The organism is Streptomyces caeni, assembly GCF_042678285.1.
Lineage (GTDB): Bacteria > Actinomycetota > Actinomycetes > Streptomycetales > Streptomycetaceae > Streptomyces > Streptomyces caeni.
Genome location: NZ_JBHUDX010000083.1, coordinates 69,243 through 94,218, shown reverse-complemented (window position 1 = coordinate 94,218; position 24,976 = coordinate 69,243). Strand labels below are relative to the sequence as shown.

Here is a 24,976-nt window from a genome sequence, read left to right as displayed (position 1 = left end):
TGCGTCTTCCTACCGTGTGCCGACACGTCGCCCACGATCCCGCCCTCGACCGGCTGCACATCGTCGCCGACGCGCCCCTTCCGAGCAGCATTCAGGCACCAAAGGAGCCGGTGCGCGTCTTCGCCGAGCAGGCGGTGGGGCGGATCGCCGACTGGACGGATGACTCGTGGGCCCGCGAGAACAGCCGCGTGTGGCAGGCCACAGGCCGGTCTGGGGGCACCTGGTACGTCAAGATCCACCAGAGTGATCGCTTCCACGGACGCGAGGTGACCGCGTACCGCTCGTGGACGCACGCACTCGGCTGGCACGCGCCGCGTCTGGTGGCCGCCGACGCGTCACTGCGGGCGGTCGTAGTGACCGCCCTGCCGGGCCGCAGCCTGCACGGCGCCGTCCTGGACCAGGCAGCCGAGGTGCGGGTGCACCGCGGGCTCGGCGAGCTGGCCGCCGCGTTCCACCACAGCGCCCCGCCCCGCACACCTCCCCCCGCCGACCGCACCTCTTCCACGGGGAAGTTGGGGCGTCACCTGTCCGTCGCGCGTCCGTATCTGAACCACGGGGACGAAGAACTGCTGCGCGTGCTCGCCGAGCGGCGTGCGGCCCTGCCCCCGATCGTCGAGGTGCCCACCCTCGGTGATCTGCAACTGCGGAACGTGCTGCTCGCCGATGACGACACGCTCGGCCTGTTCGACTTCGAGCGGGTTGTCTCCGCAGGGCCCGTGTCCCGCGCTGCTCGTGTCGCTCTGTGGATGGCTGGAGCGCCGTTCCTGTCGCATTGCAGTAGCTCGTCGTATTGCCACACCTGTGCGGCCCTGTGAGGAAGCACACACTATCGGCTGCGGGGTGGCCGAGCCTTGCGTCCCTGAGGAAACCGGCGTTTTCGACTTCGACGAGTGTGCACGGGCGGTCCTCGGCCTGCTACGACCCGGCGGCAACCCGCCGCCTCGGCGACGCCGGGCGGGAGTCGGTGCGCGACCGCTTCCTGCTGATGTCCTCGCCGCCGACACCGTGGAACAGTTGCTGACCGCAGACGACACGGGGATGCCCTGCGGGTGTCGGAGCAGGCTTCCGGGAACCGACGGGGCGGGCCGCAGCAACTGGCGTGGCCCTGGTGGAGCTACATCACCAGCGTCTGCGGGGTTTATGGAGGGACGACGGGGCGGGACTGGGCGGAGCAGTTCAGGGTTCGATCAGGCCGGCTCGAATTGCGTATCGGGTCAGTTCCAGGCGGTCGTGCAGGCCCAGCTTCTGCAGCATGTTGGCCCGATGACGCTGGACGGTCTTGAAGCTGATGAACAGAGTCTCGGCGATCTCCTTGGAGGAGTGGCCTTCGGCAATGAGCTTGAGGATCTCTTCCTCTCGAGGGGTGAGCACACTGTCCGGGGCTTCCTCACCGGAGCGGACACGCTCGAGGTAGTTGCGGATCAGGGCAGTGACCGCTCCCGGGTAGAGGAAAGGCTCGCCGCGCATCGCGGCCCGGCAGGCGGCCACCAGGTCTTGGTCCGCGACGGACTTCAGGACGTATCCGCAGGCGCCGGCTTTGAGGGCCTGGAAGAAGTACTGCTCGTTGTCGTACATGGTCAGCATCAAAATGCGCAGGTCCGGTTGGGTCTGGGCGAGTTCCCGTGCGGCCTGCAGGCCGGTCATGCGCGGCATGGCGACGTCAAGGATGGCCAGGTCGGGGCGGTGTGTCCGGGCCTGGGCGATGGCGTCGGCGCCGTCTCCGGCTTCCGCCACGACGGTGAAGTCGGGCTCGCTTTCGAGGATGAGGCGAACCCCTCGGCGGACCAGCGCATGGTCGTCCGCCAAGAGGATCCGGGTGGTCACGGGCTCGGTCATGGTTTCCCACCCTGCTCCGGTGTCGGCACGGTCAGCCGGACGCGGGTGCCGCTTGCCGTGCCAGGGCGGATGTCCAGGGCTGCGCCGATGAGGAGGGCGCGCTCGCGCATGCCACGGATCCCGGCGCCTTCGCGGACCGGGCCGATCCCTTGACCGTCGTCGACGATGTCCAGCACCACCGCCTCAGGGGTGTCATGAAGGGCAAGCTCGGCGTGGGTGGCTTCGGCGTGGCGGGCGATGTTGGTCATGGCTTCCTGGGCGATCCGGTAGATCACCAGTTCTGTCTCCCGGCTCAGTGGCGGAAGCCCCGGCTCAAGGTGGCGTGTGACCTCCAGTCCGGCGTGCGCGGCGAAGTCGTTGGCCAAGGACGTCAGCGCGGCAACCAGGCCGAGGTCTTCCAGGACGCCGGGGCGCAACCGACGGGCGAGGCGGCGTACTTCGTCAAGACTGTCACGGGTGGTCTCCCGCGCTTGGCCAAGTTCGGCCCGTAGCGGATCGGGGGCCCGATCGGCGGCGCGTTTCAGGTCCAGCAGCACCGCTGTCAGGCTCTGGCCGACCTCGTCGTGGAGCTCGGCGGCGATGCGGCGCCGTTCGGCCTCCTGGGCCGCCAGTACCCGGGCGCTGGCGGTGGCGCGTTCAGCTTCCAGCCGGTCGAGCATGGCGTTGAAGGTACGGATCAGCTCGGCGACATCGCCTTTGGCGGGCACCGAGAGCCGCTGTCCCGGTTTCAGCAGGTCGACCTCGCTCATGAGGTGCGTCAGCCGGTCCAGCGGGGCGAGCCCGATCCGCAGCAGGATCGCATTGACGACCAGCATCACGGCCAGACCCGCCAGCAAGATGATCGCTTCGGTCAGCAGCACCGGCACCGACACCGTCACCAGCGCCGACATCAGCAGCGCCGTGGCCGTGCCCAGCACCAGTGCGTTGAGTGTGAAGATTCGCCAGAACAATGACACCGGCCGCAGCGCCTCCTTCACGCTCACGAACCGCCTGCCCTCTCCGCCCTGTGCACTGGCAGGCATCTTCTTCTTCGGGCTCTGCTGCCAGCCTGCCTCCAGCAGGCCGGTAGGGCGACACGAGACAGCCCTCACCACCATGGAGGCACGGTGCAGACGCAGAGGCGTACACCACACGCCCCGGCATAAATGGGGTCCGCGACCGATGGTCCTCGGAATGCCGACCGGCCAGAGTTGAGAGCGAGCGGGAAGAACAACGGTCACCTCGCCGGATCCCGGACCACTCCTGAAAGGACCCATGCTGATGTCGGCGAACACCCTCCTTGTGGAACCAGATGTACAACATGTGCCCGTGCACGAGGCACGGGCACGGTTGGAACAGAAACGTAAGGCCCGTCTGGCCCAGCTGGAGGCGCTCACCGAGGCCGAGCCTGGGGTCGACGGCGTGCTCGACAGCCAGAAGGACACCGTGCGGCGTGCGCTCATCGGCATCGACAACGTCCTCGCCCGGATGGAGGACGGCACCTACAGCACACGCCAGAGCCGTGCGAAGCCCACCCCACACCCCAGCTGGAACGGCCGCGAACCGGATGCTCGCAGCCTAGGTCTCCTCGCGAGCGAGCCCCCTGCGTGAGCCTCAATGAGTAGCGGGCTTTCTGCCCTGACAACTCGCGCAGCTCGGGCACCCCGCCCGGTGTCGGCGTACACATGAACGCGGCCAGCAAGGTACAGGGACAGATCACCATGCTGAAGGGAGGTTTGTGCAGCCTGGATTAGCAGGCCCCCCGGCCTCCGAGGGCGGGGGCCGTTCAAGGGCGCCTTCCGAACGTCTCCGTGTGGCGGGGCGACGCTCACGCTGGACAGCTCGCCCTGCGCCGAAGTCCCTGATTACTGTAACGGACTCAACCGCACCATGCGGCAACGATGTCAGTCAGCCAGAGCCCGCCCCCATGTTCCCGTCTCCAGCGGCCGGGGCCGGAAAGCCCTTCGGGAGCCTGGCTGTTCTCAACGACTCCCGGCAGTGACGGCAGCCGCGGCTTCTGCCGGCCGTGCCGCAGCCGAAGCTGTACATCGCGCTGCGGGCATGCCGCTGCGGGCGCTGCCGCCTCGATCGGGAGATCAGTCAGTGACCTGGCGGCCCTCCTTCGTTGGCCGCCGGTCGGCGGCCTCATCACCAGATGACCGACGCTGGACCGGCTGCCTGGCGGCGCCACTGATCCCGGCGGGCGCCGCGTTCAGCGACCGCCCCTGTAGGCGCCAGCCGGGACCAGCCCACGAATGGACTGCGCCAACGAGCGGCGCTTGCAGGGCGCACTCGTCGCATTCGACAAGACCGATCGCATTGCCGTCCTGAGCGAGCTGCCAGAGCTCTTCCGCCCCGAGTTGGACCGCTCATAGCCACTGCGACGGCAAGCCTGCCGGCGCGCGTGACGGGACAGGCGGCGCCGCACCCTCGTCGGATCATGCCGTGGCCAGCGGCGACCGGCCCAGGAGCGCGATGCCTGCCACGGCCATGGCCGCCCCCAGCGCCTGCACGGTCAACGCCCAGACGGACGAGGCGAGCTGTTCGCCGAAGACAGCGATACCGATCGCGACCGCACCGATCGGTTCCAGGGTGTCGATGATCGGGAGGCTGATGGCAAGGGAGCCGGCCTGGTAGGCGCTTTGCGACAGGACCAGTCCCACCGCCCCGACGACGATGAGTGAGTACGGCTCCCAGCGGGAGAACGCGCCGAAGCCGTCGACCCGGAACAGTCCAGCCGCGCTCTTGGTCAGGCTGTCGAGGAGCGCCAGCATCAGCGCCGCGCAGATCGCGTACAAGGCCGTCCGCAGCCGCCCCCGGCGGCTCACCCCGGTCGGCACCAGCAGCGCCACCACGCCACCGATAGCTGCGAGCACCGGCACCCAGTCACGCACGGATGGAACTGCCGCCCCTGCGGGGGAGTGCGGCAGGGCTGTCAGGAACATGGCTACACCTCCAGCCGTGCAGACCATCCCGGTCGCCGCGAAGTGAGTCAGGGGCATCCTGCGCCGCCATGCCAGCAGGGGCAGGGCGAAGAGGAGATCGGTGGCCGCCAGCGGCAGGACCAGGACCAGCGGGCCGAAGGCCAACGCGAAGCCCAGCAGCGCAAAGGAAGAGGTGACCAGGCCCATTCCCGCCAGCCACATCGGCCTACGGGCCAGGTCGAGCAAGAGTCGGAGCCGCAACGACTCCTGCCTGGATGCCTGGCGCGCCGCCTGGTGCTGAAGCACCGACCCGCCCCCGAAGCAGATGGCAGAAAGCAGGGCGGCCGGCACCGCGACGGCGGTGTTCATGGGGCAAGGATCTCGCACGGGCTCCGAGATCGCGTCTGACACGCGGGAGCAGGGCAGCCCGGGCGCAGCCCGACGCCTGCGGACAGTCCAGCGTTCGGCCAGGTGTGCTCCAGCATCAGCGAGCCCACCGGCCATAGCCGCAGGCAGCGCGACGAACCAGACCCGAGTGCGGGTTGGGTGGCCAGTGCTGCGCCGCGCGGATCTTGGGGCAGCGTGTGTCCAAGGCAAGGGGAAGGTCCGCGGCTGGCCGTTGTCTGGACTGAAGCAGGCGTCCTGTCGACCACACGGGATCCCGCGGGACGCGACGTCGAGCAGCGGTCGCAGCACCACATCCTTGCGTCCGGACTGCGGTCAGCGATGGGCGACGACGGCGACGGGTGTGGCGCAGTGGTGTATGAGGGCATGGGCGACCGGCCCGATTCGCGCGCCCAGGAAAGCCCGGCGGACGCGTCGGCCGACCACGACGAGTTCCGCGTTGGCTGCTGCGCGGACCAGCAACTGAGCGGGCGCGCCTACAGGTGACCGCTCGACGACTTCCACCGAGGGGAATCTCTGCCGCCACGGCGCGAGGATCTCCGTGAGTCGCCGCGCGACGTCCTGGCCCATCTGCCGCTTGGCTGCCAGGAGAGCGGCCGCGTCGCGGACCACTGGTGGAATCGACCATCCGTACAGCGCCAGCAAGCGGTGCCCATGCCGTGCGGCATGGGCGAAACCGAAGTCGAAGAGCGGGTCGCAGAACTGGTTGATGTCCACGCCGACGACCACGTCACGACAGAGTTCCGGGGCAGCCCGATCCGGAGCGGCAGCCTGCCCCGGCAGCCTTACGAGCACGACAGGCCGCTCCGTCATGCTGATCGTCTCCATTCCGACCGATCCGAGGAGGAAGCCCATCACACCACTGAGCCCGCGCGAGCCCAGTACCAGCAGGTCGGCCTCGGCCGCCTCGCTGGCCAGGGCGGCGGCGGGCCGCCCGGGCAGCGGCCGGGTGCTGATCTCCAGCGAGGCGTGTTCCCGCCGGAGCACTTCCGCGGCATCGGCCAGGAGCTCGTCTGCCCAGCGGCACTGTGCATCAGGGCTGACCACAGGAACGGTGGCCGCGCCCGGCCACTCGTACGCATGCACGATCCGCAGTGGCACCTCACGCAGCAGCGCCTCTTGCGCCGCCCAATCAGCAGCGGCGCCGCTCTCGGGTGACCCGTCCACACCGACGGCCACGTGGCCGGACATAGGGCGACCCCCTTCAGGCAGAAGACGTGCAGCCGTCCCCCTGGAGTCACGACTTGTGGGTACCACGATGTAGGGCGTTCAGACCGCTGTCGGCCGACTTCACCGTTCCGAGCCACGACTGGCCGTTCCAGCGCCGTATTCATGTGCATGATTCTCGTCTTTCCCCTGCCTGTCAGACTCCGGTGAGACATGGAAGGTGCACGTCTCATTGATCTGATGCAGGGCGAGACAGGACCAGGAGCACCGTGACGATGCCCCTTGCCGACCAGGTCGTGATGGCACGGCAGGACGGTCGGGTGACCGACGAACCCGTCTAAAGCCGGCCCGCCCCAAGCGCAGGAGTTTCACCGCCGCGTACAAAGCGCGGATCCTCGCCGCCCGACGCCCTGTCCGACGGCAGCCCCGAGCGCGGGTTGCTGCTGCGTAAGGAGAAGCTGTCACCCCGCATCTGGCCAGCTCAGAGTGAAGATGGAAAAGGCTCATTGAAAGTACGATTCGAGCGTGCCGCGACGCCGAACGTCGAGCGTCGCACAGTGGAACGAGCCGCCGAACGGTGCATAGTGCAGCAAGTCGCATGGAATCGGTTCGAATCCCCATTTCTCCAAGGCGCGCAGCATGGCGGTGTGGTGTCGCTCCGCGATCACCCGCCTCTCATCGATCATGAGAACGTTCATGCTGAGCCACTTGCCGCACATCGAGGTGATCTTGAGCAGACGCTCGCTGATCGGGTCGGGCTCCGGGGCGATCAGGATGTCCCACGCCTTCAGGATGTCGGGCAGGCGGTCGACGTTGATGTATTCGGGATTGACCAGCACTTTCCCTGGTGCGAGCGGGACGAAGGTCGTGTCGATGTGCATGGGTGTGCGGCAGCGGCTCTCGATCTCGTGGATGCGATAGCCGGATCCGAGGTGGCGGCGCAGCCATTCGATCCCTGTGCGGTTGGTGACGTTGCTCCGCGTGACGAACAGGTCGCGCCCCGCGCGCACGAAATCCGCCGCGTCGAATACCGGCTCGAACTCGGTGAGGATGTAGCGCATGGGCTCGTCAGCCGCGGGGACAGCAAAATCCGCCTTGAACAGCGCGTCGGTGAGCTGTGGCTTCGGGGCCGCCGTCCAGCGCGCGCCGCGCCGGAAGTAGTCCTTGAGGATCGCACGGTAGGAGCGGGTTTCGAAATATCGGCACGGCCAGGCCATCGGAGTTTCGATGATTTCGTCACCGATCACGAGCATGCAGTCGCGTGGGCACGCGTTGCAGAAGCCGCGTGACGACCAGTCGGGAGTACTGAAGCGTTGCTTGTGGTCGACCGCTTCCGGGCGTCTGACCGTGACGCCGAGGGACTCAAGGAGGGTGACGAACTGATCGAGCTCGTACCGGGCTGGCTCGATCAGCATGCGCGGATACCTGAAGCCCGCGGCAAGCCCTTGCGCCTGCGCTACCCGTGACGGGACATTGCAGGCCACGACCGGGTGGTTGGAGGGGATCGTCGCGCCGTCGAGACGCCCGACGATGACCTCCTCCAGCGGATCCCACTCGTTGTGTGAATTGACCGGCGAAACGAGAGGCCGCGCAGCATTGTCGACTGCGGTCGATGACGGCGGCATCACGCCTAGTCCACTACCCATGCAGGGGCGTCTTTGTCTGCCGCCGCCGGGATGCCTGGCCTCGACCTCACCACCATGCTCAACCACTTTCGACTCGACGGTCGGTAACTTAGGGCACTGGCTAATTTACCCTGTGTGGTGTAGTGGGTGGGTTATCCACCCGACCTGCCGCCGTGTAGCGGACGGCCGGCCGGCGAGGTCGTTGCCCCCTTCCACGTTCCGAGCGGACATGCCTCGACGGTCTCTGCGGCTACCTCACGTGATCAAATCGGCGCTGTGGTGCCCGACGCACGAGACGTCAGCCCGTGTGCGCGGTTGGATGTCTCCACCGTGGTGGTCGCCTTGATGTGCTGGTGCGAGCGCGGGCCCCGAGTCGTGTGAGGTTGCGTCAGACGGCTGCTTTTCTGGCATGAGCGTGCACGCCTGGGTCACCGCTCGTCCGACTCCGGCTGGTCACCTTCGGGCAGGATTCTCTCGTACCGGACGCGGCGTCGGTGGAGTGCGTAGGCCGCAGCGAGGATGAGCCAGAGCGCGGTAATGGGCACGACGAACCAGAACATCGCTACGCTGTACGGCACGAGTGCGTCGTGCTGGGTGGCTTCGAGGACGAGATAACTGATGTAGGCGCCGTAATAGCCGAGGAACAGCGCACCTTCCAAACGGCTCACGGCGAACCCGGTGAAGGTGATCGGCAGCAGCGCCAGCGACACCGCGAGCATGACGGGCAGGTCGAACCGGATGACCGCCGGTGCGACGTCGATCCCGTGGGGCGCGATGGTGGCGGTCATGCCGATCGCGACCCCGATATTGAACATGTTGCTGCCGACGATGTTGCCCACGGCGAGGTCACGCTCGCCTTTGATCACCGCCATGATGCTGGTTGCGAGCTCCGGTAGTGACGTGCCAATGGCCACCACGGTCAGTCCGATGATCAGATCGCTGACGCCCAGCACTGCCGCTACCTGACTGGCGGCGTTGACCAGCAGATGAGCACCCGCCACAAGGAGGGCCACGCCGAAGGCCACCAGTGCGAGGTTGACGCCAACCGCCCGTACCCGCAAGCCACTGGCGTCGACCAGCTCGTTCCCGGTCTTCGTGGTACCGCCGGCCACCGCAGGCGCGGGAACGGAGCGGCTCGGATAGCGCCGCCGGGAGACGATCACCGTCATGGTGACATAAGCCAGCAGCGCCGCAAGCAGCACGATGCCGTCGAATCGGCTGATGGTGCCGTCGAGCGTGACCAGCAGTAACACCACCGACAGTCCCACCATCGCCGGGATGTCGGTGCGGACGACCCGGGACTTCACGCCCAGCGGCACGAGCAGCGCCGCCAGCCCGAGGACGAGCAGGATGTTGGCGATGTTGGTGCCCAGGATGTTCCCCAGGGCAAGTGCGGGGTGCCCGCCGAACACTGCGTCGGCGCTGACGGCCAGTTCCGGTGTCGACGTGGCGAACGACACCACGGTCAGACCCACCGTCAGCGAGGACATCCCGATGGTCCGGGCCAACGAGCGGGCTCCCCGGACAAGCGACTCGGCGCCGACAGCCAGAAGTACGAGGCCCGCTACCAGGAGGAGGATCGTCATCGCGTTGATTCCTGTCCGTCAGATCAATGTGACCGGGCGCAGCGATGACGCGGCGGCCTGGCGCCCGGCGTCAGGGCCTGTTTCGGGAAGGCGCGATTGCTCAGTGACAAAGGGTGATGACATGACTGTCCGGTGACAGAGAGTGGGGGGGAATCGGGGCATCTGGCCGGAGTCTATGCCGCATGTGCAGGTGGACGCGGTAGGGACTGTCTGATGATTCCGGCGACGGCGACCCATCAGGGCAGGCCGGCCGTCGCTCAGCGTGATCCTGTTCCGGGAGCAGCAGGCCTCTTGGTCCCTGTCGTTGGCCGGAGCAGCCCATTGGCATGGTCGTCGGCCGTGAGCAACTGTGGAGGATGGGTTGTGTGGGCAGCGTTCGCGGGCGCCCTCGACATGCCGTTGCAGCATGATCTCCGGTGCCTTCCGGCCCGGGGTGTTGTAGCTGGTCGGGTGTGCCTGCGAGGCGCATGCCTCGTGGGCGGGAGACGGAGGGTATGTGATGCGTGGGCAGGTCGTAGTGGGCGTGGACGGTTCGAAGTCGAGCCTGGACGCGGTCGCAGTTGCCGCTCGTGAGGCGCGGTTGCGTGGGTGCGGGCTCCGGGTGGTGCATGCGTTCATCTGGCCCCTCATGGGGGTACCGCTCGGTCCGTCCCCGCTCGGTCCGCCGGAGGGAGGGCTGCGCAACCAGGCCGAGCGGCTGGTGGCTGAGGCGGTGGAGCACGCGCGCGATGCTGCAGCGGATGTCACGGTGACAAGCGCCGTTGTCACAGGGGATGCGCTGCCGGTTCTGGAGGCCGAGTCGCGCCGGGCAGAGCTGCTCGTCGTGGGCAGCCGGGGACTGGGAGGATTCTCGGGGCTTCTGGTGGGGTCCACGGCTGTGCATCTGTCCGCTCACGGCGGCTGTCCGGTGCTGATGGTGAGGGGTGAATCCGATCCGACCGAACCGATCGTGCTGGGGATCGATGGCTCACAGGCCGGCGACACCGCGGTCGAGTTCGCCTTCGCGGAAGCCGCTTTCCGAGGCACTGGCATCATCGCCGTTCATGCCTGGACCCCCTGGAACGTGGAGGTGCCTTCGCCGCAGGATCCGTCCACGCCTTATGCGTCCGAGCCGGGCATGCCTGCCGACGGTAAGGAGCGTCTGCTGTCCGGGGCACTTGCCGGTCGGCTGGAAAGGTACCCGGGAGTGCCGGTCGAGCGAACGGTCGTTCGTGGCGGTGCCCGTCAAGCGCTCATCGAGGCGAGCAGGAACGCGGGACTTGTCGTTGTCGGGGCCCGGGGCCGCGGCGGGTTCAAGGGGCTGCTTCTCGGGTCCGTCAGTCAGGCCATGCTGCATCACGCGCATTGTTCGGTCGCCGTCGTACGGGGGCCAGCGGACACCGGTGATCCATTGGCCGCCCGCCCGGCCGACCGTTGGTCGTGGTCGTCGGAACGGTCAAGTGATTGACCTGGCGCGGAACCGCGGCGCTGCCGCCGGAGCTCAGCCGCGCGGGATGACGGCTTTAGGGCGGCGGTGTGCTGAGCACCGCGTGGGTCATCCGGGTCAGTGGTGTCCTCGGGGTGCAACCGGGCTTGCGCCCGCCCGGGATCATCAGTAGCTCGGCCACCAACGCGGCGGCCGGGTGCGCGGCTGGAAAGGGTTCCGACAGCGAGTTCGTTCTCCCATAAGGATGGCGTGCGTCGGCATTTCGGCACACCGGAGAAGCGTCGCGTCGTAGCCGCGTCGGGCAGGCAGGCGTTCGAATGCGGCAGCCCCGAGCCGCGTCACGGTGGTCGGCACGGAGCAGAAACGTCACCCATCTCGCACAGGAGGGCCGCTCACGGCGACGCCCGTACCGCCGGCCGCAGGCGGTGCGCGGGCCGGCCGTCCTGGGTGCCGAACCGGGTCGTCTGTGGGTTCAGGCGAGCTCTGGGCCGGTACCGTCTTCATCACGGCCAGGCCCGAGGAAACCGGCCAGGACATCCGCCACGGCGGCCGAGTCGCTGCCCCGGTCCGTGTGGATAATAGCGCCGTCGACCTGGCCGAGCTTGCCCTCGCCGGTCTCGATCTCCGTCATGTCGACCCACCACAAGATTCACGTCCGAGGCGTTCCAGCAGCTGTGCGGTCGCTGGGGCGTGGTGCAGTCGATGGGACGCGTCGGGTCGGCGTTGGCCAACGCCGCCGCGGAGTCGTTCCACTCGGTCCTCGAGGTCGAGTACCGCCGGCCGCGCTGTGACGGCGTTTCGTGTTGTTGAAGTCCGCGATCCACGCAGCGGTCTTCAGCCGGGCCTCGGCGCGGGTGGCGAAGGTGTGCCGGTGGATGCTACCTCGCATCCGTCCACGACGCGTTCTCCCGCCGCGCCCTTGGCTACGCGATGGGCACGCAGCACGACGCCGCGCTGGTCAGCGCCGCCCTGCCGATGGCCATCGCGACCCGAGGCGCCACCCGTCGAGTTCGAACGGATCATCCAGGAAGCGCGAGCCCGGAGCGATCAGGAAGTCCGGGCCGCATAACCAACGTCTCTACGGAACCAGGGGATTGCCACCGATGCCGTCGGCGGTCGTACCAGGGGCGGTGCCAGGCTTGCTGCCACCTGTTCGACGCGGGGTCTGACCCGGTCAGGGGAGACACCCCACGGTTGCGCGATGTCGGTCTCGCTCGCGCCGTGCCTGCGCATGAGATGCTCCCCGGGCACAGTGCTGACATGCACCACGATGTGCTCCGCCTCAGGGGCCAGGGCCATACCGTACCGGGCCGCTGCCATCGGTGCCTCCGACAGGTCGATGCCGAGCAGGACGGTTCGGTACGCGGTGTCGGGCCGGTTCCTGACGACGAGTACCGGAACTCGGCTGCCCCGCACGAGATTCTCCGGCGTACTGCCTAGGAGACCGGTAGCCACCCGGTCCATGCCGCAGGCCCCCACCACCAGAAGATCGGTGTCCAGGCCCTCGGCCGTCGCCAGGATCGCGGCACTGGTCTTTCCGGAGCGCAACAGAGGTCGGGCGGCTACGCCGCCAGCGCAGTGGTGGGACATGCGCCGTGAGCTGCTCCCGGGCGACCTTCCTCAGCCGCGGAAGCAGACGTTGGCAGGAGGTGCACGACGGTCAGACCTCCGTCATGTCGTCCGGCCAGCTGTGCTGCCCGTCCCACGGCCCAGCCGGACCGCCGTGTAAGATCGGTGGCCGCCATCACCTGCCGCAGTGTCACCGTGTGCCCTTCAGTTCTCCCTGCATTCCGGCTCATGGTGGACGGCACCGCTGTGGGCGGTGGCCGCTGTGGTCGGCTCGCTGCGGCTGCGCTCGTTTCCTGCCGCCGGGGGCTTGGATCCTGAGGTACCCTGCCGTGCTCACTGGCGTGCACCGGGTCACCGAACGACGGTGACCGGCCATTGCGCATGACGCCGAAGCGCCTGGCTGACCGAGCCCAGGAGCATGCCGGGGAAGCCGCCTCGGCCCCGCGCCCCGACCACCAGGAGCTGGGCGCTGCCGCTGGCCTCGATTAGTGCCGGGCGCGGGCCCGCCTTCACCAGGCGGCGGTGCACGGGAACGTCGGGGTACTGCTCCTGCTTGCCGGAGAGCGCCTCAGCCAGCTGCCGCGTGGCTTCGTCGCGCAGGCGTTCCTCGGCGCAGACCAAGGCCCGAGGGTCTGCCGGGCCACTGAGGGCCCGCTCGGTTCGTGGGTTCCAGGCGTGGAAGGCGATCAGGGGTGTGCCGCGCAGGGATGCCTCGGCGAAGGCGAAGTCGACTGCCGGGCGGCCGGCTCGGGAGCCGTCGGCGCCGAGAAGGATGTCGCCTGTGGCATCTTTCCGGCCGCGGACCACCATGACGGGGCAGTGGCCGTGTGCGGCCAGGTGTACTGCTGTCGAGCCCAGCAGCAGCCCGGCGAAGCCTCCCAGGCCGCGGTTGCCCACCACGATCAGTTCTGCGGTGCGCGACTGGCTTTCCAGGACCGCCCGCGGTTCACCGGCGATCACCGCGTTGGCGGTGGCCACCCCGGGTGCCGCCGTACGCGCACGCTGCACGGCCTCGGCCATCACCCGCTCCACCCCGGCGCGCAGTTCGCCCCCGACCGGTCCCAGCGGCGATGGGCCGGACGGCGGATGCATCGCCGGCCACAGGAAGGCGTACACCACCCGCAGCCCGCGCCCGCGCAGTCTCGCCTCACCGGCCGCCGTCTGCACGGCGTCGAGGCTCGACGGTGAGCCGTCCACCCCTACCACGACCTGTCCACTCACCGCATGCCCCCTGCTCCCCGGTGTGGGGCCGCCGTCGTGCGGCAAGGACCGCCGGCGGGCGCAACGGGAAGCGCAGGCTTCCACGAGACCCGGTCCGCCGGGCAAGCAGGCGTCATTCCCCTCACCTCCTCTTCCACGGTTCCTCAACTGCGGGAACCTCGCCAGCCGGCTGCTGTTCGAGGTTTCCGTGTCCCCTCGCCGAACGCGGTCAAGCCGAACGGAGCAGGCTGATCTGCTGGGAACCGCCCTCGCCGCGACAGCGCGTGGTGGCCCGCGGTGGCCCGCAGGGGCCGCACGAGGTTTCTTCAGCGGAACCAGGTGTGGGTGGCAAGCTCCGGGCGTACGCCACGCTGTGCGCGGGCGAGTTCCACGGCGCTGGCGATGAGGCCGACGTGGCTGAGGCCCTGGGGGAAGTTGCCGAGGTGAAGGTGGTTGTCGGGGTCGATCTGCTCGGCGAAGAGTCCCAGGGGACTGGCGTGGGAGCAGAGGGTGTCGAAGAGTTCACTTGCTTCGTCGACGCGGCCTTGGCCGACCAGGTTGTCCACCAGCCAGAAGCTGCACAGGACGAACGCTCCTTCTGGCTGGTCGAGTCCGTCGGGTGAGTCCTCGGGCAGGTAGCGGTACAAGAGACCGCCCCCTGCGCTCAGTCGGCTGGTGATGGCCCGTGTGGTGGCGACCATCCGCGGGTGGTCGGCAGGCACCACGCGCCGCAGGGGGAGAGCCAGGAGTGAGGCGTCGAGGCCGCCTCCGGAGCCGAGATGTTCGGTGAACGCCTTGCTGCGTTCGTCCCACGCGTCGTGGAGGATGCGTCCAGTCAGAAGACGAGCCTCGTCGGCCCAGGTGCCGGGGTTGCCCGGCAGGTGCAGCCGACGGGCGAGCCGGGCTGCGCGGTCGAGCGCCACCTGGCACAGGGCCGCGGAGTAGGTGAACGGGCGGCCCTGGGTGCGGACCTCCCAGATTCCGTGATCAGGGGTTTTCCATGCGGTACGGGCGGCTTCGGCCACTGCGGTCAGACGGTCCCAGAGCCGGCCGTCGAGGCTGCCGCCTGTGGCCGCCCACTGGAAGGCGCAGTCGAGAATTTCTCCGTACACGTCGTGCTGGGGTTGTTCGGAGGCGGCGTTTCCCCAGCGTACTGGTGCGGAACGGCGATAGCCTTCCAACTCGTCATCGATCACTTCCGTCGGCGGGGATCGGCCGTCCACGCTGTACATGACGCGCGGCTGGGCGTCCTCTTGCGCTGCAGCCAGCGCCCAGGAGAGGAACCCTCCGGCTTCCATGGGCAGCCCGATACGGCGCAAAGCGAAGACCGCGTAGGCGGCGTCCCTGATCCAGGCATAGCGGTAGTCCCAGTTGCGGCTGCCTCCGACACGTTCGGGCAATGACGAGGTGGGAGCGGCGATGATCGCACCGTTCTCGACATGATCCAGGAGTTTCAGGGTTATGGCCGAGCGGCGGACCAGCTCTGGTTGCGGTACGTCGTCCACCACGTACGCCGACCATCGCTGCCAAGCCTTGATGGTCTCGGTTATTGCGTTGACCACGCTGCGGTGCGGACGGTTGTCGTCCCCAGCGCCCCATTGCAGTGCCCACCACGCGTCTTCCCCCTCGCGCAACCTGAGTGTGCTCCCGAGCCCGGGCAGCGACCGAGACGACCGCAGACGGAGTGTCAGCTGCTGCCTGGGGCAGGCCAACTGCCATCCGCCGGCATCCGCCCGAACCTCGGCGCCACCGCGCGGCTCGATGAGTACCCTGAGGTCGATCGTGCCGTGGACGACGCGGGCGTGACGGACCAGTTGCCCGGTGCCTGCCGGGATGTCCTCCTCCAGATGCGCGCCGGGTTCCAGGACAAAGGCGTCCGTCACCCGGACCGTGCCGGTGTCCGCCTGCAAATCCGTCACCAGCACTCCGGTGTCCTGCACGTAGTGCTGGTGGCACTGTCGTAGCCGCTCAGGCGCCAGGACGAAGCAACCGCCGCGATGGCGGTCGAGCAGAGCACAGAACAAAGGCGGCGAGTCGAAGCGTGGAACGCACATGAAACTCACCGTGGCATCGCGCCCCACGAGGGCACAGCCACGTCCGTCGCCGATCATCCCATGATCCTCGATCGGCAGATAACCCTCGTAGTGCCTCGACAGCCCCATACCCAGCCGTGTACCCAGGGCGGAAGGTGATCGGTCAGCGCGCGGGAGTCCGCGGGAGGACCGGCCCAGAAGCAACAGCTCAGACCTTGCGGAGCTCTCCCGTCCTTTCCGGAGCCCGGCAAGGTAGACGCTCTCGAACAGCTGGCTCCACACCGCACCGGGAAGCCTGCATACGGAACCATGCGGGTAAAAGGCATGAACGGCTGGGGCCGGAAGGGCGGTACCCCGTGACCCGAAGCCGCCTTGCCTGGCCGGTCTGGACGCTCATCGGGGCACTTGTGGCGCGCAATCGGGGCGGCGGCAGGGAGTGATTGCTTGTGGTCATCCCCGTTCACGACGTGAATCCGGCACGGCGGGTCCCCTGGGTGACGTACCTGCTGCTCATTGTCAATTTCCTGGTCTTCTTGCGCATGCCCGGGGTGGCCGGTTCGGCGACGGGAGAGATCGGCCCGGTACAGTTGTGCCGCCTCGAGGCGTTCCTGCAGCAGTGGGCGGCCGTGCCACGTGAACTGATCCATGACCGTCTGCCTCGCCTGGTGCCGACGGGCGATGTGGGCACGGGCCCGTTCGGGCCCCGCTGTCTGGTGGGCCCGCCCGCCTACGACAAGTCGCCGCCGCTGTCCGTCCTGACGTCGATGTTCCTGCATGGCAGCTGGCTGCACCTGCTCGGCAACATGCTGTTTCTGTGGATCTTCGGTGACAACGTCGAGGACCGCCTGGGCCATGTGCGCTTCCTGCTCTTCTACGGCATCTGCGGCTACGCCGCAGCGTACGGCTTCGCGCTGGCCAGCGCCGACTCGAGCGCTCCGCTGATCGGCGCCTCGGGGGCCGTCGCCGGGGTACTGGGTGCCTATCTGGTGCTGTTTCCGAGGGCCAGGGTGTGGGCGTTGGTGCCGTTTCTTTTCTTCCTGCCCTTGCGGCTGCCGGCTTGGGTGGTACTCGGGCTGTGGTTCGGCTTGCAGGCGGTGTACTCATACGTCACAGGCGTCTCGCAGGCCGGGAGCGTGGCCTTCCTTGCGCACGTGATCGGCTTTGTAGCGGGAATGCTGATCGGCTGGCCGCTGCGTCGGGGCACACTGCCACCGCCTGAACTTCACGGTGCGCAATAGGGCAGGCAATCCCGACCCGGCACCGCATGGCCGGGCAACCGTGCCCCGGCCGGTGACGGCTGGCGGACCGGGCGATTTGTGCGTCATCGGCAGCGCTCCTGGCCGCCCGCCGTTCCACCGTGGCGGCCGTACTGCAGCAGGCTGACGCGACCATTCACCGAGGACGGCGGACGCGAGGTCCTCGGACTGACGGCCTGCGACAGCGAGACCGAAGTCTTCTGGAGCGAGTTCCTGCGCTCCTTGCGCGAGCGGGGCCTGACCGGGGTCCGCCTGGTCATCGCCGACCACCACTCCGGCCTGGTCAAGGCAGTCCGCAAGGCCCATGTGAGCTCCGGCGATGGAGTACCTCGCCGGGTACGGACCGTGTTATGCGGGCTCATCGTCCGCGGAGCGGGGGGAATCGTCGTCCCGCCAGGAAAGGCGGTCCACCACTCGGACCACGCCGGGGACCTGTTCGGTCAGGTGCAGGGCGGAAATGGCGGTGTTGTGCCGGTCGACCCAGCCGCGCAGCTCGACCACGCCGTCGCGGACGTCGACGGTCAGCCCGGCGGGATCGGCCCACAAAGCGCGCTTGACCACTCCGTCGATGATGTCGTCGCGGATGTCGCTGTCCGGGCGCAGGTGGGTCTTCAACAGATCCCGCCGTGAGACGATCCCTACCAGGCGGCACTCGCCGTCGACGACCGGCAGGCGCTTGACCCGCCTGCTCTCCATCAGCCGGGCTGCCGCCGCCACGGACTCGTCCGGTCCGATGGTCACCGCCGGTGCGCTCATCAAGTCCCGCGCGAGGTCGGCGCGCGCCCTGGCCCGGGCGGCGCGCCGCGTCGGCCGCTCGAAGAAGCGCGGCTCTTCCCCTCCGCCGGGGAACTCGACCTTGCGGAGTACATCGGCTTCGGAGACCACGCCGACCACGCGGCCCTGCCCGTCGAGGACGGGCAGGGCACTGCCCTGGCATCCGGCCAGAGCGTCCACGATCTCCCGGTACGTGGCGTCCTCCCCCACCCGGACCACCCGGGAAGTCATCACATCGCCTACGGTCCACTGCCTCATCGTGGCTTCTCCCGGTGTCGCCACCCGACTGCGAGGGCCCGGATGGCATAGGTTGCCTCCCAGAAAGACACGAACTACGCAAAAGGTCCTCAATGCGTGATCTTACGCTTGTGCTGATCGCCGTCGGGGCCTGGATCGCCATCGGCTTCCTCACCGCCTGGTGGATGGCACGCCGGGGACACCGCCACCCCAGCTGGCTGTTCATGGGCGCCGTCTTCGGGCCGGTCCTGGCCCTGGTGGCGCCCATGCGCGTGCTGCGGCACCCGCGGCGGCTCGCGCGGACCGAAACCGGCCCTCGCCGCCCCGGCGGGCTGCGGGTGCTGGTCGGCGTGGACGGTTCCGCCGAGTCGCTGGCGGCGCTGGATCTCGCCACCGGCCTGCTGGGGCCGTACACGGAGTCGCTGGTGGCCGCCGAGGTGGTGGGCTACGACGCTGCCGAGGACGACTGGGACGGGAGCACCGTCGCGGCCAAGAGCCGTCTGAACAGCGCCGCGGAGCGCAGCGGCGGGCGCGTGGCCTCGTGCGAGGTCCTGGCCGGTCCGCCCGCGCAGGCCCTGGCCCGTTATGCCCACGAGCAGCGCATCGACCTGATCATCGTGGGCCGGCACGGGCGGGGCTTGTCCAAGCGGCTGCTGGGCAATGTCGCCCAGGAACTGGTGCGTGAGGGGACCGTGCCGGTGCTCGTGGCCGGCGGGCGCCAGAACCCCTCCGACCGGTGAGCGCCCACGGAGGTGTGCTGGTCGCCGCACTGGCCGCGATGGGTGCACTGGCCATGCTCACCCCCCTTCTGGAGCGCTTCCTGGGCCGAAACGCCGGCTACGCGCTCGGGGCCGGATTCGTGGCGGTGGCCGTCCTGCTCGGCTCGGTGGCACCCAGGGCGCTGGCGGGAGGCGACGTCTCCGTCTCCTGGCCGTGGATGCCCTCGCTCGGCGTGTCCTTCACCCTGCGGCTGGACGGGCTGGCGTCGCTGTTCTGCCTGCTGGTGCTGGGCGTGGGCGCCCTCATCATGGCGTACTGCCCGCGCTACCTGCCGGCCCATGTCCGACATCGCAGCTTCTACGCCATGCTCACGCTGTTCGGCGGCACCATGCTGGGGCTGGTCCTCGCCGGCGACCTGGTACTGCTGTTCGTCTTCTGGGAGGGGACCACGGTCCTGTCCTTCTTCCTGATCTCGACGACCGGTACCGCTGCCGCACGCCCCGCGGTGCGCGCTCTGCTGGTGACCGGGCTGGGCGGGCTTGCTCTGCTGGGCGCGGTGGTGCTGCTCGCGGTCGCGGCGGGGACCACGGACATCGCCGCGGTGCTGGCCGCGCGGGAACAGGTAGCCGATTCAGCCGTGGCTCCGGCCGCGGCAGCCCTGCTGATCCTCGCGGCGTTCACCAAGTCGGCGCAGGTGCCGTTCCACTTCTGGCTGCCCGGGGCCATGGTAGCCGTCACACCGGTCAGCGCGTATCTGCACGCGGCCACCATGGTCAAGGCCGGCATCTACCTGCTGCTCCGGTTCTCCGCCCTGTACGCGGGGCAGCCGGGGTGGTCGCTCACGCTTACCGGGGTCGGGCTGGTCACCGCCGTACTGGGAGCCGCCCAGGCGCTGCGCGAGCACGACCTGAAGGCCCTGCTCGCCTATTCCACGGTCAGCCAGCTGGGCCTGCTGGTCGCCGCGATCGGCGTGGGGACCACCGTCGCGCTCGCCGCGGCCATCCTGCACACCTTCGCGCACGCACTGTTCAAGGCGACCCTGTTCATGCTCATCGGCATCCTCGACAAGGAAGCGGGAAGCCGCGACATCCGGGAGCTGTCCGGCCTCATGCGGGTCATGCCGGTCACCGCCACACTCACCGGACTGGCCGGGCTGTCGCTGGCCGGAGTGCCGCCACTGATCGGCTTCGTCAGCAAGGAGTCCCTGTTCCAGGGGTTCACCAGCACGCACATCCTCCCCGGTGCCAACTGGGTCGCAGGGGCACTCGCGGTCACCGCGTCCGCCCTGACCTTCGCCTACGGCATGCGCATCTTCTACGGCGCATTCGCCGGACCGACACTGCAACGGCAACTGTACGAGCCCGCCTGGGCCTTCCTGGCCCCGGCCGCGGCGGCGGCAGCGGCGAGCCTGGTGCTCGGCCCGGCGGTGACCGTGCTGAACCCCCTGATGCGCCGGGCGGTGCTGGACACCGAGCCGTGGGCCAAGCCCCCGTACTTCTCCTTCTGGCACGGGCTCAGCGTCGAACTGCTGATGTCAGCCATCACGATCGCTTGCGGGATGGCTCTGTTTGTGGCCCGCAACCGGGTCGACAGCGCACTGCAGCAATTGCCCCACCTGGGCGGCACCGTGCTGTTCGACCGCGGCTACCGCGCCACTCTGCGGTTCGGGGCCATGCTCGGCCGTCCGGATCGCAGCGATTCGGTGGCGGCCTTTCTGGCCCGCCCAGTGGCGGGTGTCGTCGTGTTGGGCCTGGCATCTGGGCTGCTCATCGGCAGGACGCCGTCCGTCGCCGGTCCCCACCCCCCTCTGGGGGACTGGGGGGTACTGGCTCTGCTGGCAGCGACGGTCGGCTCCCTGGTCGCGATGCGCTCCACGCCGGCCGCGGTCGCACTGCTGGGCACCGTCGGGCTCGTCGTAACCGTCTGGTTCGTGATCGCCGGCGGGCCGGACGTGGCACTGACCCTGCTGTTGGTGGAGGTACTCACGGCAGTGGTGGCCGCATTCGTCCTGCGCGGCCTGCCCACTCGATTTGCCCGCAGCCGTCGGCGCAGCGCCGCCGCCGCGGCGGCGCTGGCCGTCTCCGCCGGACTCGTCGCCACCGCTGGGACCCTGGCGCTGACCGGACGACGAGACGTTTCACCCGTCGGAGAATTCTTCCTGCGTGCCGCAGAACCGCAGACCGGCGGGCGAAACGTGGTCAACACCATCCTGGTGGACTTCCGCGGTCTGGACACCCTCGGAGAAGCGAGCGTGCTCGCGGCCGCCGCGCTCGGCCTGCTCCTGCTGCTCCCCGGCACCAGGCGCGACAGCCCGCCCGGTGGCCTGCCTGCCGCACCGTACGGCCAGGTACTGGGCCCGGCGTATCACATGCTGGTCCCGGTCATCGTCCTCCTCTCGCTGTATCTGCTGCTGCGCGGGCACAACGAGCCGGGTGGAGGGTTCATCGGCGCCCTCGTCGCCGGCACCACAGTGGCGCTGGGCCACCTGGCCGGCGGGCGCAGGCTGCTGCGGCCGCTGGGCGGCGCGCTACTGGCGGCGGGACTGCTGCTGGCCTCGACGGTGGGCCTCTCTCCCATGGCGCTCGGCAAGCCGTTCCTGACTCCTGTGAAGGTGCCCTTGCCCGGCGGGGCGCGCCTGTCCTCCTCCCTGCTGTTCGACCTGGGCGTGTACCTGCTCGTCCTGGGGCTGATGACCACCGCGATGGACCGCCTCGGCGCGGAGGAAGGAGAGCGCCGATGACGGCGGCGATCGCCGTGGGTGTCCTGACAGCGGGGGGGGTCTTCCTGATCCTGCGCCCCGGCCTGATCCGGATCACGATGGGTTTCGTCCTGCTCGGCCACGCGGCCAACATCCTGCTGCTGGCCTCCGGGGGCCTCAATCGCCGGCAGGCCCCGCTGGTCGGCACCGGTAACCCGGACCGCATGGCCGACCCGCTGCCGCAGGCGTTCGTCCTCACCGCCCTCGTCATCACCTTCGGCATCACCGTGTACCTGCTCGGCCTCGCCCGCGCCCAGCAACGCGAAAGCGATCCCGAGCAGGGCTCCTGCGGCGCGCCCACGGAGCGAGGCCGGTGACCGGCACCGTCCTCGCCCTCCCGGTGGCCGTACCACTGCTGGCAGCTGGGGCACTCCTGGCCGTCGGCGGCCGGCGCACGGTGCATCGCCTCACGGCAATGGCCGTGCACGCCGGTGTCCTCCTGCTCGGGGTGGCACTGGTGAACGCCACCACCGATGGCACGGTGTTCGTCCAGAACATCGGCTCCTGGCCGCCCGGCATCGCGATCGTGCTCGCCGCCGACACCCTCAGCGCGCTCATGCTGAGCGTCAGCGCCCTGCTGGCCCTGCTCGCCACCGCCTTCGCCGCCGCCACCGCAGATGACGGCAGCCCGCTGTTCACACCGCTGGCACTCGTCCTTTCCGCAGGTGTGTACGGGGCGTTCCTGACCACCGATCTGTTCAACCTCTTCGTCTTCGTCGAGGTCATGCTCGTCCCGTCCTACGCGCTGCTCACCCAAGCCGGCGGTACGCGCCGAGGTTCCGCCGCACGGATCTACGTCACCACCAGCCTCCTCGCCTCCACTCTCCTCCTCGCGGGGGTGGCCCTGGTCTACGGCGTCACCGGAACGGTGAGCCTCGCGGAACTCGCCGGCGCGGCACAGCACAGCCGCGCCGCCGCTCTCGCATGCTCCGTCGTACTCCTGGCACTGGCCACGAAAGCCGCAGTCGTACCCCTGCACGGCTGGCTGCCCCGCACCTACCCCGCGGCGCCCCCGGCGGTGGTCGTGCTCTTCTCCGGACTGCTGACCAAGGTCGCCGTCTACGCCACCATGCGGGTGTACGCCCTCGTCTTCAACGGGACGGGACTCCGCTGGGTGTTCATGGCGGCCGCGCTGCTGACCATGGCGGCCGGAGTACTGGGCGCGGTCGGGGAACAGGCCATGAAGAGCATCCTGTGCTTCCACATGGTCAGCCAGATCGGCTACATCCTGCTCGGCATCGCCCTGTTCACCCCTGCCGGGCTCGCCGCGGCGATCTTCTTCCAGGTGCAGTACGTTCTGGTCAAGGCCGCCCTGCTGACCTGCGCCGGAGCCGTGGAGACCACCCATCGCACCGACCGCCTCGACCGGCTCGGCAACCTGGCCCGCCAGGATCCCCTGCTCGCCGCGGCGTTCATGGCCGCCGCCCTCTCCCTGGCCGGGCTGCCGCCGCTGTCCGGCTTCGTCGCGAAACTGGGCCTGATCCGCGCTGCGGCGTCCACGACCGACTACCTGGCCCTCGCCACCGCCATCGCCGTCAGCTTCTTCACCCTCGTCTCCATGATCAAGATCTGGGAAGGCGCCTTCTGGGGCGAACCCACCGCGCGCGCCGCCTCCACGGCCCGGCCAGTGCCGCCACCGCCGCGGGAACGGACATCCGAACGGATGGCTCTCGCATTGCCGGCTGTCGTACTCGCCGCTCCGTCCCTGCTGCTCGGCATCCAAGCGCAGCCGCTGCTCACCGCCAGCGCGGCCGCAGCCGACGGGCTGATCAACACATCGGCCTATGTCCGGGCAGTGGGCCGATGAGCCGGCGGCTGAGTACCCGGCTGCGCCGCGCCGCGGTCCGGTGCCTGCGCGCGCCCGGGTTCCTGGGTCACTTCAGCCGACTCTTCCTCCTGGCCAACGTGACGGTCGCTCGCGAGATCATCACTCCTGGCAGCACCCTCGCCCCCGCCATCGTCGAACTCCGGCTGCGAAGCCGGACCCCGCTGGAGATCGCAATCCTCGCCCACCTCATCACCCTGACCCCCGGAACACTCGTGCTGGAGGTGCGGACGCGCACCACCCCGCCCGCACTGTTCGTCCACGGCATGCACGCCGCCGATCCCGACCTCTTCCTCACCCGACTCGGCGACCTGGAGAACCGACTGCTCGCAGTGATGCGACCGCACGGAGGCTACAGACCATGACAGTGATCGACATCCTGCTCGGCACCCTCACGGCGGCCATGGCCGTGGCCGTCTGGCAGATGGCGACCGGTCCCACCGACGCCGACCGGGTCGTGGCCCTGGACCTCGGCTTCGTCGTCTTCGTGGCAGCCATCGCCCTCCTCGCCGTCAGGCTGCACACCCCGGCCGTTCTCATCCTGGTCCTCGTCGCCACACTGGTCGGATTCCTCGCCACGGTCGCCGTCGCCCACCTGCTCGAACGGCGCTCGTGATGACCGCCCAGCACCTCCTTGGACACGCCCTGGCAGCCCTCGGAACGGGCCTGGTCGCGCTCGCCGCACTGGGCCTGCTGCGCCTGCCCGACGCGTACAACCGGATCAACGCAGTGTCCAAGGCGGCCGCCCTTGGCGTGTCGCTCGTACTGCTCGCCGTCCTCTTCCTCATGCCCACCCCGACCACGGCCACCGTCCTTCTCCTGGGAACGGCGCTGCAACTGCTGACGAGCCCGTTCGGCGCCTACGCCGCAGGCCGCGCCGCATACCGGTCCGGGTCCCCACTCACCGCGGCAACTCACCGCGACGATCTACGCGACCACGAATGAGTCACGACCCGCCACGGTCGTCACCTCAACGAGTCGTCCGGACGTGCAGCAGGCCGCCGACGAACCCTTGGCCGGCGGGTCCTTTCCGAGGCCCCGCCCGGCCTGGTAGGGGGCCTGCACACGGCTCGCCGGCGTCGCTGCGCCGCCGCAGCGGATTCCGCAGCCGTCGCCGCAACCGCACTCGGCCACGCTGTGATGCCGCCATCGGCTGACACTCCAACCGCGGAGCGGTCATTGCTTTTTCGATCCGCGGAGGGCATGACGCTGGACGACCCGAGCAATGTCGGTCGCGGTGATGACGCCCGCCACGTGCTGACCGTCGCAGACCAAGACGGGCAATCCACTGCCCGGCGAGAGTCCTTCGAGCACACCTTCGACCGGATCCTCCGGGGCGCAGGTGGCGCACCGCGACCGCGGCAGTGCCACATCCCGTAGACGCAGGGTCTCCCGCTGCGGGGTGGGGATCGTCGCGAGCCGCGGGAGATGGAGCAGGCCGCTGGGGTGTCCTTCGAAATCGGTCAGGACCAGTGTGGAGTGGCGGCTCTGCACGGCCACCTCCTCGATGCAGCGCTGCGCTGTCAGCCAGTCCTGGCATGTCTCCACGGGGCTCGACGGGGCTCGACATGACATCGGCCGCCCGGATTCCGCGCAGGGCCGGTGCCAGCCGTGCTCGCTGGTGCTCCGCATTGGCGACGATCAGGACGAAGAAAC

At 69.1% G+C, this 24,976-nt stretch carries 23 protein-coding genes and 1 pseudogene; 12 read left to right on the top strand and 12 right to left on the bottom strand.

The features are described 5' to 3' along the window. Positions 1-14 precede the first annotated feature (14 nt). Positions 15-815 (top strand): phosphotransferase, encoded by an 801-nt coding sequence (locus ACFSL4_RS26970; protein WP_381088123.1) that lies wholly within the window; start codon positions 15-17, stop codon positions 813-815. A 361-nt stretch (positions 816-1,176) separates the two neighbouring features. Here ACFSL4_RS26970 and ACFSL4_RS26965 read toward each other — a convergent pair whose 3' ends face one another. Together ACFSL4_RS26965 and ACFSL4_RS26960 are read right to left on the bottom strand one after the other, a co-directional pair. Continuing rightward, on the bottom strand, positions 1,177-1,836 hold the full coding sequence (locus ACFSL4_RS26965) for a response regulator (protein ID WP_381088120.1): 660 nt from the start codon (positions 1,834-1,836) through the stop codon (positions 1,177-1,179). Then, complete coding sequence (locus ACFSL4_RS26960) at positions 1,833-2,792, bottom strand: sensor histidine kinase (RefSeq protein ID WP_381088409.1); 960 nt, start codon at positions 2,790-2,792, stop codon at positions 1,833-1,835. Before ACFSL4_RS26960 ends, ACFSL4_RS26965 begins: the two co-directional genes overlap by 4 nt. Positions 2,793-3,165: 373 nt before the next feature. Between ACFSL4_RS26960 and ACFSL4_RS26955 the strand changes: the two genes are divergently transcribed. Continuing rightward, the gene (locus ACFSL4_RS26955; protein ID WP_381088117.1) at positions 3,166-3,426 is read left to right on the top strand and encodes a hypothetical protein; all 261 of its coding nucleotides are present in this window, start codon (positions 3,166-3,168) and stop codon (positions 3,424-3,426) included. 827 nt (positions 3,427-4,253) lie between these two features. On the opposite strand, the gene ACFSL4_RS26950 is transcribed toward ACFSL4_RS26955, so the two are convergent. The 4 genes from ACFSL4_RS26950 to ACFSL4_RS26935 all read right to left on the bottom strand — a co-directional run bounded on the left by ACFSL4_RS26950 (position 4,254) and on the right by ACFSL4_RS26935 (position 9,522). Continuing rightward, complete coding sequence (locus tag ACFSL4_RS26950) at positions 4,254-5,108, bottom strand: DMT family transporter (protein ID WP_381088114.1); 855 nt, start codon at positions 5,106-5,108, stop codon at positions 4,254-4,256. A gap of 351 nt (positions 5,109-5,459) precedes the next feature. Further along, positions 5,460-6,335 (bottom strand): universal stress protein, encoded by an 876-nt coding sequence (locus ACFSL4_RS26945; RefSeq protein ID WP_381088111.1) that lies wholly within the window; start codon positions 6,333-6,335, stop codon positions 5,460-5,462. 479 nt (positions 6,336-6,814) lie between these two features. Next, on the bottom strand, positions 6,815-7,936 hold the full coding sequence (locus ACFSL4_RS26940) for an amidinotransferase (RefSeq protein WP_381088108.1): 1,122 nt from the start codon (positions 7,934-7,936) through the stop codon (positions 6,815-6,817). A 428-nt stretch (positions 7,937-8,364) separates the two neighbouring features. Next, positions 8,365-9,522, bottom strand: coding sequence for a calcium/sodium antiporter (locus ACFSL4_RS26935; RefSeq protein WP_381088105.1), 1,158 nt, complete (start codon positions 9,520-9,522; stop codon positions 8,365-8,367). Between the two features lie 499 nt (positions 9,523-10,021). On the opposite strand from ACFSL4_RS26935, the gene ACFSL4_RS26930 reads away from it, so the two are divergent. Beyond that, positions 10,022-10,969: a universal stress protein gene (locus ACFSL4_RS26930; protein ID WP_381088102.1), complete on the top strand. Its 948-nt coding sequence runs from the start codon at positions 10,022-10,024 to the stop codon at positions 10,967-10,969. Positions 10,970-11,420: 451 nt separating this feature from the next. Here the strand turns inward: ACFSL4_RS26930 and ACFSL4_RS26925 are convergent, their stop codons facing one another. The 4 genes from ACFSL4_RS26925 to ACFSL4_RS26910 all read right to left on the bottom strand — a co-directional run bounded on the left by ACFSL4_RS26925 (position 11,421) and on the right by ACFSL4_RS26910 (position 15,879). Next, positions 11,421-11,579 carry a hypothetical protein gene (locus ACFSL4_RS26925; RefSeq protein WP_381088099.1) on the bottom strand — a complete coding sequence of 53 codons (159 nt, stop codon included), beginning with the start codon at positions 11,577-11,579 and terminating at the stop codon, positions 11,421-11,423. 416 nt (positions 11,580-11,995) lie between these two features. Further along, the gene (locus ACFSL4_RS26920) at positions 11,996-12,538 is read right to left on the bottom strand and encodes a universal stress protein (protein WP_381088096.1); all 543 of its coding nucleotides are present in this window, start codon (positions 12,536-12,538) and stop codon (positions 11,996-11,998) included. A gap of 330 nt (positions 12,539-12,868) precedes the next feature. Beyond that, the gene (locus ACFSL4_RS26915; protein ID WP_381088094.1) at positions 12,869-13,738 is read right to left on the bottom strand and encodes a universal stress protein; all 870 of its coding nucleotides are present in this window, start codon (positions 13,736-13,738) and stop codon (positions 12,869-12,871) included. Positions 13,739-14,043: 305 nt separating this feature from the next. Continuing rightward, positions 14,044-15,879 (bottom strand): glycoside hydrolase family 15 protein, encoded by a 1,836-nt coding sequence (locus tag ACFSL4_RS26910; protein WP_381088091.1) that lies wholly within the window; start codon positions 15,877-15,879, stop codon positions 14,044-14,046. Positions 15,880-16,196: 317 nt separating this feature from the next. On the opposite strand from ACFSL4_RS26910, the gene ACFSL4_RS26905 reads away from it, so the two are divergent. After that, a complete protein-coding gene (locus ACFSL4_RS26905) occupies positions 16,197-16,988 on the top strand; it encodes a rhomboid family intramembrane serine protease (RefSeq protein WP_381088088.1) in 792 nt (263 codons plus the stop codon). 159 nt (positions 16,989-17,147) lie between these two features. Beyond that, positions 17,148-17,306, top strand: a pseudogene (locus tag ACFSL4_RS26900) (transposase); the annotation flags it as partial. A 48-nt stretch (positions 17,307-17,354) separates the two neighbouring features. Here the strand turns inward: ACFSL4_RS26900 and ACFSL4_RS26895 are convergent. Beyond that, positions 17,355-18,038, bottom strand: coding sequence for a CBS domain-containing protein (locus ACFSL4_RS26895; protein WP_381088085.1), 684 nt, complete (start codon positions 18,036-18,038; stop codon positions 17,355-17,357). Positions 18,039-18,130: 92 nt separating this feature from the next. On the opposite strand from ACFSL4_RS26895, the gene ACFSL4_RS26890 reads away from it, so the two are divergent. Genes ACFSL4_RS26890 through ACFSL4_RS26860 form a run of 7 tightly spaced genes read left to right on the top strand, consistent with a single transcriptional unit; the run spans position 18,131 to position 24,265 of the window. After that, positions 18,131-18,757: a universal stress protein gene (locus tag ACFSL4_RS26890; RefSeq protein ID WP_381088082.1), complete on the top strand. Its 627-nt coding sequence runs from the start codon at positions 18,131-18,133 to the stop codon at positions 18,755-18,757. Next, positions 18,754-21,477, top strand: coding sequence for a hydrogen gas-evolving membrane-bound hydrogenase subunit E (mbhE, locus tag ACFSL4_RS26885; RefSeq protein ID WP_381088079.1), 2,724 nt, complete (start codon positions 18,754-18,756; stop codon positions 21,475-21,477). Before ACFSL4_RS26890 ends, mbhE begins: the two co-directional genes overlap by 4 nt. Beyond that, positions 21,474-21,812 (top strand): sodium:proton antiporter, encoded by a 339-nt coding sequence (locus tag ACFSL4_RS26880; protein ID WP_381088076.1) that lies wholly within the window; start codon positions 21,474-21,476, stop codon positions 21,810-21,812. The genes mbhE and ACFSL4_RS26880 overlap by 4 nt, the downstream gene beginning before the upstream one ends. Further along, on the top strand, positions 21,809-23,302 hold the full coding sequence (locus ACFSL4_RS26875) for a proton-conducting transporter transmembrane domain-containing protein (RefSeq protein ID WP_381088074.1): 1,494 nt from the start codon (positions 21,809-21,811) through the stop codon (positions 23,300-23,302). Before ACFSL4_RS26880 ends, ACFSL4_RS26875 begins: the two co-directional genes overlap by 4 nt. After that, positions 23,299-23,685, top strand: coding sequence for a Na+/H+ antiporter subunit E (locus ACFSL4_RS26870; protein WP_381088071.1), 387 nt, complete (start codon positions 23,299-23,301; stop codon positions 23,683-23,685). Before ACFSL4_RS26875 ends, ACFSL4_RS26870 begins: the two co-directional genes overlap by 4 nt. After that, positions 23,682-23,936 (top strand): MrpF/PhaF family protein, encoded by a 255-nt coding sequence (locus ACFSL4_RS26865; protein ID WP_381088068.1) that lies wholly within the window; start codon positions 23,682-23,684, stop codon positions 23,934-23,936. Before ACFSL4_RS26870 ends, ACFSL4_RS26865 begins: the two co-directional genes overlap by 4 nt. Beyond that, complete coding sequence (locus tag ACFSL4_RS26860) at positions 23,936-24,265, top strand: monovalent cation/H(+) antiporter subunit G (protein WP_381088065.1); 330 nt, start codon at positions 23,936-23,938, stop codon at positions 24,263-24,265. Before ACFSL4_RS26865 ends, ACFSL4_RS26860 begins: the two co-directional genes overlap by 1 nt. A gap of 231 nt (positions 24,266-24,496) precedes the next feature. Here ACFSL4_RS26860 and ACFSL4_RS26855 read toward each other — a convergent pair whose 3' ends face one another. After that, positions 24,497-24,814 (bottom strand): CBS domain-containing protein, encoded by a 318-nt coding sequence (locus tag ACFSL4_RS26855; protein WP_381088062.1) that lies wholly within the window; start codon positions 24,812-24,814, stop codon positions 24,497-24,499. Positions 24,815-24,976: the final 162 nt, after the last annotated feature.

Excerpts from the sequence above, each read along its gene's own strand:
- ACFSL4_RS26940 (WP_381088108.1), bottom strand. The coding sequence starts at position 7,936 with ATGCCGCCGTCATCGACCGCAGTCGACAATGCTGCGCGGCCTCTCGTT.
- ACFSL4_RS26945 (WP_381088111.1), bottom strand. The coding sequence starts at position 6,335 with ATGTCCGGCCACGTGGCCGTCGGTGTGGACGGGTCACCCGAGAGCGGC.
- ACFSL4_RS26895 (WP_381088085.1), bottom strand. The coding sequence starts at position 18,038 with ATGAGGCAGTGGACCGTAGGCGATGTGATGACTTCCCGGGTGGTCCGG.
- ACFSL4_RS26865 (WP_381088068.1), top strand. The coding sequence starts at position 23,682 with ATGACAGTGATCGACATCCTGCTCGGCACCCTCACGGCGGCCATGGCC.
- ACFSL4_RS26910 (WP_381088091.1), bottom strand. The coding sequence starts at position 15,879 with ATGGGGCTGTCGAGGCACTACGAGGGTTATCTGCCGATCGAGGATCAT.
- ACFSL4_RS26950 (WP_381088114.1), bottom strand. The coding sequence starts at position 5,108 with ATGAACACCGCCGTCGCGGTGCCGGCCGCCCTGCTTTCTGCCATCTGC.
- ACFSL4_RS26890 (WP_381088082.1), top strand. The coding sequence starts at position 18,131 with ATGCGTGATCTTACGCTTGTGCTGATCGCCGTCGGGGCCTGGATCGCC.
- ACFSL4_RS26935 (WP_381088105.1), bottom strand. The coding sequence starts at position 9,522 with ATGACGATCCTCCTCCTGGTAGCGGGCCTCGTACTTCTGGCTGTCGGC.
- ACFSL4_RS26965 (WP_381088120.1), bottom strand. The coding sequence starts at position 1,836 with ATGACCGAGCCCGTGACCACCCGGATCCTCTTGGCGGACGACCATGCG.
- ACFSL4_RS26930 (WP_381088102.1), top strand. The coding sequence starts at position 10,022 with ATGCGTGGGCAGGTCGTAGTGGGCGTGGACGGTTCGAAGTCGAGCCTG.
- ACFSL4_RS26925 (WP_381088099.1), bottom strand. The coding sequence starts at position 11,579 with ATGACGGAGATCGAGACCGGCGAGGGCAAGCTCGGCCAGGTCGACGGC.
- ACFSL4_RS26860 (WP_381088065.1), top strand. The coding sequence starts at position 23,936 with ATGACCGCCCAGCACCTCCTTGGACACGCCCTGGCAGCCCTCGGAACG.
- ACFSL4_RS26880 (WP_381088076.1), top strand. The coding sequence starts at position 21,474 with ATGACGGCGGCGATCGCCGTGGGTGTCCTGACAGCGGGGGGGGTCTTC.
- ACFSL4_RS26920 (WP_381088096.1), bottom strand. The coding sequence starts at position 12,538 with ATGTCCCACCACTGCGCTGGCGGCGTAGCCGCCCGACCTCTGTTGCGC.
- ACFSL4_RS26870 (WP_381088071.1), top strand. The coding sequence starts at position 23,299 with ATGAGCCGGCGGCTGAGTACCCGGCTGCGCCGCGCCGCGGTCCGGTGC.